The organism is Stenotrophomonas maltophilia group sp. msm4 (genome assembly GCF_032025605.1).
Lineage (GTDB): Bacteria > Pseudomonadota > Gammaproteobacteria > Xanthomonadales > Xanthomonadaceae > Stenotrophomonas > Stenotrophomonas sepilia.
This window is the reverse complement of sequence record NZ_JAVSKK010000003.1, coordinates 209,236-220,827: the sequence shown is the minus strand read 5'-3', so window position 1 is coordinate 220,827 and position 11,592 is coordinate 209,236. Positions and strand designations below refer to the sequence as shown.

Genomic DNA, 11,592 nt, shown 5'->3' with positions numbered 1-11,592 from the left:
GCCATGAACGCGCTGACCGACCGCCAGGCGTGGCTGTTCTCGATCAAGACCTACCTGGCCGCGGTGGCCGCGCTGTACATCGCCATGGCCGGCAACCTGTCGCGCCCGTACTGGGCGATGGGCACGGTGTACATCGTCAGCCAGCCGCTGCTGGGCCCGACCCGCGCCAAGGGCGTGTACCGGATCGTCGGCACACTGGTGGCCGGGCTGGCCACGCTGCTGGCACTGCCGGCGCTGGTGGAAACCCCGCTGGTGCTGAGTGCGGCAATGTCGATCTGGCTGGCCGGTTGCCTGTTCATGGCCCTGCTCAACCGCGGCCCTCGCGGCTACGCGTTCCTGTTGGCCGGCTACACCACCGCCTTCATCGGCTTCCCGGCAGTCACCTCGCCGGAGACCATCTTCGACACCGTGGTGGCGCGCAGCGAGGAGATCATCCTCGGCACGGTGGTGGCCGTGCTGTTTGCCTCGCTGCTGTTCCCGGCGTCGGTACGCCCGATGCTGCGCGCCCGCATCGGCAACTGGATGGAGGACGCCGCGCAGTGGTGCCGGCAGATCCTTGAGCGTGGCCGCGCACACGCGCCGCGCAACCGGTTGGCCGCCGATCTGGTGCAGTTCGAGGCGCTGATCGAATTCCTGCGCCGCGATGATCCACGCCATGCAGGGTCGGCGGTGTCGATGGAGCGCCTGCGCGAGCGCATGCTGCTGCTGTTGCCGGTGTTGTCGTCAATCGCCGATCGCCTGAGTGCGCTGCGCAGCGATGGCCAGGCCCTGCCGGATGGGCTGCCGGCGCTGGTCGACGACATCCGCGATTGGCTGGATGGCCCGACCAACGCCAGCGAGTACGCCCGCCTGCGCGCGCGCATCAGTGCGCTGAAGCCGCAGGTGGACCGCGACCTGCAGCACCTGCAGCTGGCCAGCCTGCTGCTGCGCCTGGAGGAACTGGTGGACCTGTGGCAGGACTGCCGCACCCTGCAGCACGCGATCGACCACGGCACCGCGCCGTTGGATCGTGCGCACTACCGCATCCGCACCGAACGGGTGGCCGCCGACAAGCATGTCGACTACGGCATGGCGCTGTTCTCCGCGCTCAGTGCCGGCGTGGCGCTGATGGGTTACTGCGTGCTGTGGATCGCGCTGGGCTGGGAAGGCGGCGGCAACGGCGCGATGATGGCGGCGGTGACGGCCGCATTTTTTGCCGCACAGGACGATCCGGCTCCCAGCATGGTGCAGTTCCTGGTGTGGGCGATGGTCGCCTCGGTAGTGGCGGGCGTGTACCTGTTCGGCGTGTTCCCAGCCGTGCACGACTTCGGCCTGCTGGCACTGGTGCTGGCGGTGGCCTTCCTGCCGCTCGGACTGCTGCTGCATCATCCGAAGAGTGCGCTGTTCGCGCTGCCGCTGACAGTCAATCTGGCCGCGCTGCTGAGCCTGCAGAACACCTACAGCGCCAACATCCAGACCTTCCTCAACTCGTCGATCGCGATGTTCATCGGCATTGGCTTTGCAGTGGTGATGACCCGCCTGTTCCGTTCGGTAGGTGCCGAGTGGACCGCGCGCCGGCTGGTGCGGCAGGGCTGGACCACGCTGGCCGAAGCCGCCGAAGGACGTGGCCAGCAGGATCGGCAGCGCTTCGCCGCACGCACGCTCGACCTGCTGGGCCTGCTCGCACCGCGCCTGGCAGCGACGCCGGAGGGCAGCGACATCGCCTCGGTGGACATGCTCAACGAGGCGCGCATCGGCCTGAACATCCTGCAGCTGCGTCGTGCACGGCTGGAACTGCCCGAGCGCAGCCGCGAAGCCGTCGAGCACATCCTGGAAGAGATCGCTGGGCACTACCGGCGGCAGATCGCGGCGCGCAAGCCGATTGCTGCAGACCAGGCGCTGCGCGAGCGGCTGGATACGTCGCTGGGCCGGGTCGGCAGCGTGGCCGCCTGCAAGGCCCGCGACGAAGCGCTGATGGGCCTGATCGGCCTGCGCTTCGCGCTGTTCCCAGAGGCCAAGGCGCTGGCGCCGGGCTTGGCGATGAGTGCAGCCGAACAGCTCTAGCGGGATACCCTGTGCGTCCACAGACCCCGTTGCCAGGGTCGGATCCTTCGCCGCGGGCGAAGGCGCTGACCCCTGCTCTGCACAGGAAGATCCAATGAGTTACGACATGATGGTGTTCGAGGCCAGCACCGCGCCACGCGAGGCGGCGGCTTTCATCGCCTGGTTCGAAAAGCAGACGCAGTGGAACGAGCGCCACGAGTATGACGACCCGGCCGTCAGCAGCCCGGCGCTGCAAGCGTGGTTTGCGGAGATGGCGCAGGAATTCCCGCCGTTGAACGGACCACTGAGCAACGACGATGACGACCGCGCCGAGGTGACCGAGTACAGCATCGGCCGGCAGGTGATCTACGGCGCGTTCGCCTACTCGGTGGCCGAGCGCGCGCACGGGCGGGTGCAGGATCTGGCCGAGAAGCACGGCGTGGGCTTCTTCGACGTGAGTGCGGATGAAGCGGCGATCGTGTTTCCGGATGGGTTGGTGCTGATCGCGTAGATCCACGCCATGCGTGGATGACCACCAGAACGATCGAAGCGCGCTTTTGTAGAGTCGAGCCACGCTCGGCTTCGTGGCCCATCAGCCGAGCATGGCCCGGCTCTACAGGCAGCGCATCACGCCCGCGTCAGAACAACGTGCCCTGCACCGTGGGCTGTTCGATGCGCGCTGGTTGTTCGGCCACATCTTCGGCACCCAACCGCCAGGCCAGGCCGCCCAAGCGGCTGGCGTGCCGTTTCAGTGCGGCCTGCAGCACGTCGGCGCTGCCGGCCACATGCAGTACCTGGCGGGCGCGGGTCAGGCCGGTGTAGACCAGTTCGCGTGACAGCACGCGGCTGTCCTGGCGTGGCAGCTGCAACCACACTTCATCGAACTCCGAGCCCTGTGCCTTGTGCACGGTCATCGCAAAGGCGCTTTCGTGCGCGGGCAACGCAGCCGGGTGGAAGGCGCGCGGGTGGTCGACGCTGTCGCCGGGGAACCAGGCCACCATCGCGCCGCTGCCATCGCGCAGGCAGATGCCGATATCACCATTGAACAGGCGGTGCCGGTAGCTGTTCTCGGTGACCAGCAGCAAGCGGCCCTGGAAGTAGCCCGGGGTGTTGCCAGCCAGCAGCTGTTCGATGCGGCTGTTGAGCCCACGCGCACCTTGCGGGCCTTCGCGCAGCGCGGTCAGCACGCGCAGGCGACCGGCCTGCTGCAGGGCACGTACCGGATCCGCGGCCTCGGCCAGTGCACGCCAGTGGCCCAGCAGGTGCTCGCGCTGACCGCGCAATGGATCGGCTTCGCCTTCGTGGAAGTGCACGCCGGCCAGTTCACCACTGCGCAGCAGCTGCAGCGCGGTGCCGCTGTCGCCTTCACGCACGGCATGCGCCAGCGGTGCCAGGTCCAGCGCATCACTCTGCCGGTAGCCGCGTTGCAGCTGTACGCGACGGCCGGCGAAGGCGCGTGGTGCGGCCTGCGGCTGCAAGGTGGCCGGTGCCAGCAGGCCATGCAGCGCCAGCGCATCGTCGGCGCGGGTGCCGATGCCATCGCCGCTGGCGCGCAGGATCGCGCTGAGCACATCACCGGCTTCGACCGACGGCAACTGATCGGGATCGCCGAGCAGGATCAGGCGGGTGCCGCTGGCAATTGCATCGACCAGCTTGGCCATCATCGGCAGATCGATCATCGACGCTTCGTCGACCACCACCACGTCCACCGCCAGCGGATTGTCGGCGTGGTGGCGGAAGCGTGGTGAGTCGGGAATCACGCCGAGCAGTCGATGCAGGGTGGTGCCGCTGCTGGGCAGTGCCGCGCACAGTGTCGGATCCAGTCCCTGTTCCTGCAAGCGTTGCACGGCCATGCGCAGGCTCTCGGCCATCCGCTCGGCGGCGCGACCGGTGGGCGCGGCCAGCGCCACCTCGGGCAGCGGCTGGCCGGCGTGCCGGGCCTGCGCGGCCAGCAGCAGCAACAGGCGTGCGATGGTGGTGGTCTTGCCTGTGCCGGGGCCGCCGGTGACCAGCGCCAGCGGATGGCGCAGCGTCACGCCGGCTGCGCGTGCCTGGTGATCTTCGCCGCACGATGCGTGCGGGAACAGCTGCGCGAACAACGGCGCCAACGCTGCCATGTCCGGCGCCGGCAGCGGATGCCGGCCGATGCGCTGCAGACCGGTGGCCAACTGGCGCTCGTACTCGCGGTAGCGGCGCAGGTACAGCAGCCCGTTCTCCAGCACCAAGGGGGCATCCCCGGCGATGGCGTCAGCCTGCTCCGGTGTGGCCACCCAGGGCGATGCGCGCAGCTGCGCCAGCCAGGCCTGCGCGGCGGGCCACTCGGGCACGCCTTCCAGCAACCGCTGCGGTTGTGCCGGATCGAACGCGGCGTGGCCCTGCGACACCGCCAGCGAAGCCAGCGCCGCCGCCAGTGCCACATTGTCGGGCGTGTCGTCGCGCAACCGCTGCAGGCTGGTCGCCAATGCGTGGTCGAGGGTGCGCAGCAGGCCCTTCTGGTGCAGTTCCTTCAGCAGGCTCATGCGCTGGCTCCTCGGGCACGCGCGGCGAGCTGGGCCTGGGCCTGCTCGCCGCCGGCGAACAGCGCGTCGAGTGCATCCACCAGCGCGAACGGGAAACGATCCACGTGCACGCCATTGCCCTTGCCATCCAGGCCGCGGCAGAACAGGTAACGGATGCCGCCCATGTCGCGCTCGTAGTCGTAGGCGGCGCCCAGGCGGAAGCGCAGCCAGCGATGCAGGGCCACGGTGTAGATCAGCGCCTGCAGATCGTATTCGCTGTGGCGCATGGCAATGGCCAGCAGGTCCGGGCTGTAGCCGGGCAGGCGGTTGGACTTGTAGTCGAGCACGTACCACCGGCCATCACGCACGTAGGTCAGGTCGATCATGCCGGTCATCAGCCCCTCCAGGCGGCGGCGCTGGCCGAAGCCGCGGCGGCCACTGGAAACACCGTGCGCATGCAGCACCTGCAGCAGCGCCGGCACCGTGGTCGCCTCGATGGCGAAATGGAAGTCGATTTCGGCGCGGCGCTCGCCTTCACCGAGGCTGTACAGCGCACCGCCTTCGGGCAGCGGTTCGGTCAGCGTGTGGCCCACCAGCGGCACCAGCACCGCTACGCCATCGTCCAGATCGACGTCGGCATAGCCCTCATCGTGCAGCGCCTTGCGCAGCACCTCGACCTGGCCCTCGGGAGCTTCCCGGCCTGGTTGCCAGTCAGCCCATGCGGCGAAGTCGACGTTTTCCATTGCCTCGTGCAGCACGTTGCCGAAGCGGCTGCCCATGAAACGCGGGTCGAGCGGCGCGCTGTCCTCGGCCTCCGCGGCGGCTTCCGGCAGTGCCGGTTCCAGCGGCAGCTCCGGGCCGGTGGGTTCGTCGGCTGCCGGCGCCGGCAGCGCGGTGGCAGCGGCTTCGATGTCACTGCCCGCGCCGGCATCGGCGTGGGCCAGCTGGGTGAAGCTGTACACCCACCAGTCGTGCGGAACGCGCCGGGTCAGTGCACGCACCGCCGGAAGATCCCCTTCCACTTCGGCCGCCAGCTGCGGCAGCGCAGCCGGTACCTCACTGTCATCGATGCGCACATCGGCATGCGTGCGCAGCGCCTGCAGGTCACCCAGCAGCGGTGCCAGCCGCGTCCTGCCGAGCCCGGCCAGATCACCCACGGCGATCCACAGCGCGTGCTCGGCGCGGGTCAGGCCGACATACAGCAGGCGCGCATCCTCGGCACGCTGCTCGCGCTCGCGCTGCGCAGTGGCCGCTTCCCAGGCCTCGTCCTTGCCCAGCTTCCAGTGCAGCTGGCGCTGGCCGCCCACATGCACCGTGCAGTGCGAGGCGGTGTTGGGCGCACCGCCGTCGATGCCCACGAAGGGCAGGAACACCAGCGGGTACTCCAGGCCCTTGCTCTTGTGCAGGGTGATGATCTGCACGCGGCGCGCATCCGATTCCAGGCGCAGCAGCTGCTGCTCGTCATCCTGGTCGGCGCTGGCCATCTGGCCCTGCAGCCAGTCCAGCAGGCCGTGCATGCCCAGCGCCTGCGCCGAGGCTTCCTGCAGCAGTTCGCCCAGCTGCAGGTAGTTGGTCAGGCGGCGCTCGCCATCGATCAGCGCTAGCAGGCGTTCGCCCTGCGCGGCGCAGACGTCGGCGATCACCGCGAACGGGCCGCCGCGCTGCCAGCGCTCGCGCCAATGCAGAAGCTGCGCCTGGAACCCGCGTTGCAGGTCGCCCTCGTGCTCCATCGCCGCGATCGCACTGGCGCGCTGGCCGAGCAGCACCGTCGCCAGCGCCGCGCGCAGGCGGCCCTCGTCAGCCGGCTGCAGCAGCGCCAGCAGCAGTGCACGCAGATCACGCGCTTCGCTGGTGGCGAACAGGCTCTGCTTGCCCGCTGCCACGGCAGGAATGCCGACCACGGCCAGCGCGCGCTGCACCAGTGTGGCCTCGCGATGCGAACGCACCAGCACCGCGATGTCGCCCGGCTGTACCGGGCGCCCACGCAGCACCGCATTGCCGGCGCGCGCCGCGACCAGGATCTGGTGGATCGCCGCCACACAGGCCTGGGCGGCTGCTTCGCGCGAGGCATCGGCACTCATCGCCTTGTCACCGCCACTGCGCAGCACGCGCAGAGTGAGTGCCGGGGCGGCATGGCCGTCGCGCTGGTAGTCCGCATCGCTGCGCACGCCACCGGGCCGCACCGGCTCGAACTGGATGCCACGCTCGAGGAAGGCGTCTTCGCCACCGTTGTCGTACAGCGCCTGCAGCGCGCGCAGCACGGCCGGTCGCGAGCGGAAGTTCTGGTCAAGCACCGGCGCCTGTTGCGCCGCCCGCTTGGCCTTCAGGTAAGTGTGGATATCACCGCCGCGGAAACCGTAGATCGCCTGCTTGGGATCGCCGATCAGGAACAGCGCCGGTGCCAGGCCGAGCTCGCGCACTTCCGGTGAATCGCCGAACACGGTGTGGAAAATGCCCCACTGACGGTCGTCGGTATCCTGGAACTCATCGACCAACGCGATGCGGTACTGCGCGCGCAGCTGCTTGACCAATGCCAGCCGCTGCGGGCCTTCCAGGGCCAGTGCCACGCCATCGATCAGATCGTCGTAGGTCTGCACCCGGCGGGTGCGCTTCAGCGCCTGCAGGCGCTGTCTGGCTTCAGCGCGAAGCACGTGCAGGAAGTTCAACGCGGTGGCACGGAGCCAGGCATCGCGTTCGGCCAGAAGCGCGACATAGCGGGCCAACGGCGCCTGCAATGGCGACGATGGCGTGCGCTCGGCGAATTTCTTGTTGGTCTTGGCTGCCAGCGCCTCCGGCAGCAGTGCCGGCAGGCGCTCGCTGGTCAGCAGCTCGCGCGGGTCGGCGCGTTCGGCCCAGCCCAGCAGTTGCCGGCCCAGCGGGTGCAGCCAGCCCAGCTTGTACGACACGCCGTTGATCCATTTGTTGTCGACCGCATCGCAGAGGTCGATGAAGAACTGCTCGCCATGCTCGCGCACGCTTGCGGACAGCTCTTCGGCAACACTCTGCAGGGCGGCCTGCGGATCGGGCAGCGCCACCGCCTGTGGCAACGGGTGCAGCGGCGGCGCGGCCAGCAACGCGCGCAGATCGGCGACCAGTGCGTCCGGGGTGGACCACAGCCAGGTCAGCGGTTCCAGCGTGGCCGGGTCATTGGCATATACCCGCCACAGGTCTGCCGCGAGCGCTTCCAGCAACTCACGGTCGCTGGCCAGCAGCTCCGGCGGATCAAAGGTGTGGCCGCTCTCCAGCGCATGCTCGCGCAGCACGCGGGTGCAGAAGCCATGGATGGTGAAGACGGACGCAAGGTCGATCTCATCGGCGGCGACCTGCAGGCGGCGCTTCAGTGCAGCGGCGCGCTCGGTACCTCCCTGCAGATGGCGCTGCAGCACCTCGCGGGTCAGCCGCACGTCCGGTGCTTCGCCTTCGACCGGTTCCAGATCGACCAGTCGCGCCGCCAGCGCCAGGCGCTCGCGGATGCGCTTGCGCAGTTCCTGGGTAGCCGCATCGGTGAAGGTCACCGCCAGGATCTGTCCGATGCGCAGGCCCTGCTCTACCACCAGGCGGGTAAACAGCGTGGCCAGGGTGAAGGTCTTGCCGGTACCGGCGCTGGCTTCGATCAGGCGGATGCCATCCAGCGGCAGGGCCAGATAGGGATCGACCGCCATGCACTGGGCTCGCTCATCGATGAAGGCGGGGCTCATGCGCTGCCCTCCTGGCGCGTTTCGGCGCCGAGGGTGCGGCCTTCGCGCACCGCGCTGAAGACCACCTGGCTGTTGCGCAGCAGGTCGGCATAACTGGCATCGGAGGCGAACGGGTCGGCACCCCGCAGCAGCAGCTGCCAGGCGTCGCTGCTGGATTCACCCCAGCTGCGGTCGCTGCCGTGCCACTGCTTCCAGCCCTCGCTGCGCTGTTTTTCTGCCGGCGCGTTGTACAGCACCCAGCCGGTATACGGGGCAAAGCGCAGCGGCTCACGCAGGCCGCGCTGGCGCAACTGCAGCAGCGCGCGCAGCGCCGCGCGTGCAGCAGGCGCGCTCAGTGCCGGCAGTACATGCGGGCCGGGACCGGCGTCGCCGCCATCGTGGAACTGCACAAGGGGCAGTGCGTCGCCGGCGGCGTTGGCCAGCAGCCAGTCCAGGCCCTGGCGGATCACTGCATTGCCATTGAGCGTGCCGGCGCGCAGCCGCACCAGGCCTTCGGGATGCCGATCGGCCACGCGACCGTGCAGGCGCACGCCATCGATGTCCACTTCGTAGCGACGGCTTTCCAGCGGCTCGCCCTGCATCCAGCCCAGCAACGCACTGGCATACGGGCGGGTCTTCAACTGCTCCACCTCGAACTGGCGCTGGCCCAATGGACCGGACGGCAGCAGGCCACGCGCGCGCAGCCGCGGGTACAACGGTTCGGTATCGCCACTGAGCGTGGCGCGCACCACCGCCGCCTGCACGCTGCGCTTTTCCGGGCCGCGCGATGACAGCACCAGCGGTTCCAGGTCATCAACTTCCCCGGCATCGTCGGCCAGGCGCAGGCCCATCGACTGTGCGAGGAACTGCCCGGCCGGGTCGCACAGGAAGCGGCGCAGGGTGTCGAGCGCGAGCTCGTCTTCCACCGCATCGTCGAGCGGCGGCGGCAGCGGGGCATCGAACCACGGCTGCAGGCCCCCACGCTGGCCGGTGAGGCGGCCGGCAGCGGGATGCCATTGCCGCCGATAGCTGAAGCGGCGTGGATCGCCATCTCCGAACGCCGCCGGTGAGAACGGCTGCAGTGCATGGCGCACGGTAAAGTCGCGGACCGCCGCAGGCGGATCGAGGTGATACGCGGCGGCGGCATCGATCAGTTCACTGACCAGCACCGACGGCTCACGTACGCTGCCATCGCGTGGATCGGCGCCGAGGTAGCTGAGGTAGAACACCTCCTGCGCGGCGGCGAACAGCTGCAGGAACAGGAAGCGGTCGTCTTCGCGGGTGGAGCGATCGCCCGGGCGGCGGCGTGGCGTGTCCAGCTCGGCGGTGAGCTGGTTGAGGCCCGCGGCCGGGTCACGACGCGGGAAATCGCCATCATTGAGACCGAGCACGCAGATCACCCGGAACGGCAGCAGGCGCATCGGCACCATGCGGCCGAAACTGATGCCACCGGTCAGCAGCGGCGCGCGCGTATCGGCCTCACCCAGTACACCGGCGAAGTGCGAACGCACCACCTCAGGCGGCACGCCGTCTTCGAACCCGGCCTTGGCGGCATCGTCGGCGAACTGATTCAGCAGCTTGCGCAGGCGCTCGAGGGCACGCTGGCTGTTGGGCGAGCTGGGCGCGGTCGGCAGCAGCGCGTCCAGCAGCGACAGCAGCCGTTGCCGCCACTGCGCCGGGGTCAGCAGCTCGCCGAGGCGACGCTGGTAGACCGCCAGCACGCGCAGCAGCCGCAGCAGCCGGTCCAGTGCTTCCAGCGCGCCGCCTTCAAGCTCGATCCACGGCGCCACGCCGGCCAGGTCCGCCTCGCTGCCGGTGGCGTGACCGAGCACCAGGCGGTCCAGTGCGAACTGCCAGGTGTAGGCGTCGTCGGCCGGCGCCTGGTGCTGGTTGCGGTGCTTCGCATCCAGGCCCCAGCGTGCGCCGGCCTGCTGCAGCCAGCCATGCAGGCGATCGAAGTCCACTGCTTCCAGCCCGGCCGCTTCGGCCAGCGGCGCGCTGGCGAGCAGGTCCAGCACCTCGTTCAGGCCGAAACGCGAGACCGGCAGGCCCAGCAGGTGCACGAACACATCGGCCAGCGGCTCTCCTGCCAGTGGGCTGCTGTCGGCCAGCGCGTAGGGAATATGCTCCTCCTCGCCGCCGCGGCCGCCGAACACCGCCTCCAGGTACGGCACATAGGGATCGATGTCCGGCGCCAGCACCGCGATCTCGCGCGCCTGCAGCGGCGGGTCGAAGCGAGGGTCCTGCAACAGGCTTCTCAGCTGGTCGTGCAGCACCTGCAGCTCGCGCAGCCGGGTGTGGCAGGCATGCACCTGCAGGCTGGGGTCGTCGCTGCGCAGCCCATCGCGCAGCACGCCCGAGGGCAGTGCGCGGCGGTGGAACAGATCGCGCTGCAGGCGATGCAGCAGGCTGTCGGACAGGCCGCCTTCGTCCAGGGTCGGCCGGGTGTCTTCCTCCGGATCCGAATACGCGGCAATCTCGCCGGCCGGGTGCACCACCTCGTAGCTGCCCAGCACCGCCATGAAGTCGCGGCCGGCCGCACCCCAGGCTTCCAGCAGGCGGTTCTCACCAGCCGCTTCACCGAAGGGATCGGGTGCGCCGCTGCGCAGGCGCTCGGCCAGCGTCTGCAGGTCACCCCAGTACGACTGCACCGGAGTGGGCATATAGAAGTGCAGCTCGCCCACCCGCGCCTGGGTGGCCATCACCCGCAGCACGTCGGGCGAGATGTTGAGCGTCGCGAACGCGGACATGCGCGGCGGCAGGCCTTGCGGCAGCGGCTGGCCGGCGCCCTCGAAGCGATCCAGGTACGCTTGGATGCGGCGCGCGCGGTAGTCGCGGCCATGGGCGATGGTGCGCCAGAGGATCGCCTGCGGGTCGGCCGGGTCGGCGCCGGCCTCCCAGCGCAGCAACCAGTCGCGGCGCCAGGCCTGGTACTTCTCGAACACCGACGCCAGTTCACCGGCCAGTGCCCACGGCTTCAGGGCGTCGCCGCCGGCAAGATAGGACTGCAGCGCGCGCATCGGTGGCTGCGCCAGCAGCGCCGGGTCGCGCAATGCCTGGTACAGCTTCCAGTGCAGGCCCGCCGCGTCCAGGTCGTCGCGTTCGCCCGGCACATTGGCATTGAGTGCACGGGCAACGAACTCGCCCGGGGTCAGGAACTCGAGGTTGGCGGCCACGCCATATTCGGCAGCGAGTGTCGCTTGCAGCCAACGCCGCATCGCCACCTGCGGGATCAGCACCACCTCCGGCGCGAGCAACGGCTGGCCCGGAACCGGCTCACGCACGTTGCGCGCCAGCAGCGCAGCCAGCACGTCCAGGGAGTTGGAATGGTAGAGGCGGAAATCGCTGCCCGGGTCACTCATCATGTCATGCACAGTGTGCAGCACGGCAGGCAG

Annotated in this window: 5 protein-coding genes; 2 read left to right on the top strand and 3 right to left on the bottom strand. The window is 69.5% G+C overall.

The annotated features are described in order from the left end of the window. Positions 1–3: 3 nt before the first annotated feature. Positions 4–2,043 (top strand): FUSC family protein, encoded by a 2,040-nt coding sequence (locus tag ROV93_RS15290; protein WP_072168753.1) that lies wholly within the window; start codon positions 4–6, stop codon positions 2,041–2,043. A gap of 94 nt (positions 2,044–2,137) precedes the next feature. Beyond that, on the top strand, positions 2,138–2,533 hold the full coding sequence (locus ROV93_RS15285; protein WP_072168754.1) for a hypothetical protein: 396 nt from the start codon (positions 2,138–2,140) through the stop codon (positions 2,531–2,533). A 127-nt stretch (positions 2,534–2,660) separates the two neighbouring features. Here ROV93_RS15285 and recD read toward each other — a convergent pair whose 3' ends face one another. Genes recD through recC form a run of 3 tightly spaced genes read right to left on the bottom strand, consistent with a single transcriptional unit; the run spans position 2,661 to position 11,562 of the window. Beyond that, positions 2,661–4,541, bottom strand: coding sequence for an exodeoxyribonuclease V subunit alpha (recD, locus tag ROV93_RS15280; protein WP_072168755.1), 1,881 nt, complete (start codon positions 4,539–4,541; stop codon positions 2,661–2,663). Beyond that, positions 4,538–8,218 (bottom strand): exodeoxyribonuclease V subunit beta, encoded by a 3,681-nt coding sequence (gene recB, locus ROV93_RS15275; protein ID WP_088496518.1) that lies wholly within the window; start codon positions 8,216–8,218, stop codon positions 4,538–4,540. The genes recD and recB overlap by 4 nt, the downstream gene beginning before the upstream one ends. Next, positions 8,215–11,562, bottom strand: a complete 3,348-nt coding sequence (gene recC / locus ROV93_RS15270) for an exodeoxyribonuclease V subunit gamma (RefSeq protein WP_072168785.1) — start codon at positions 11,560–11,562, stop codon at positions 8,215–8,217. The genes recB and recC overlap by 4 nt, the downstream gene beginning before the upstream one ends. Positions 11,563–11,592: the final 30 nt, after the last annotated feature.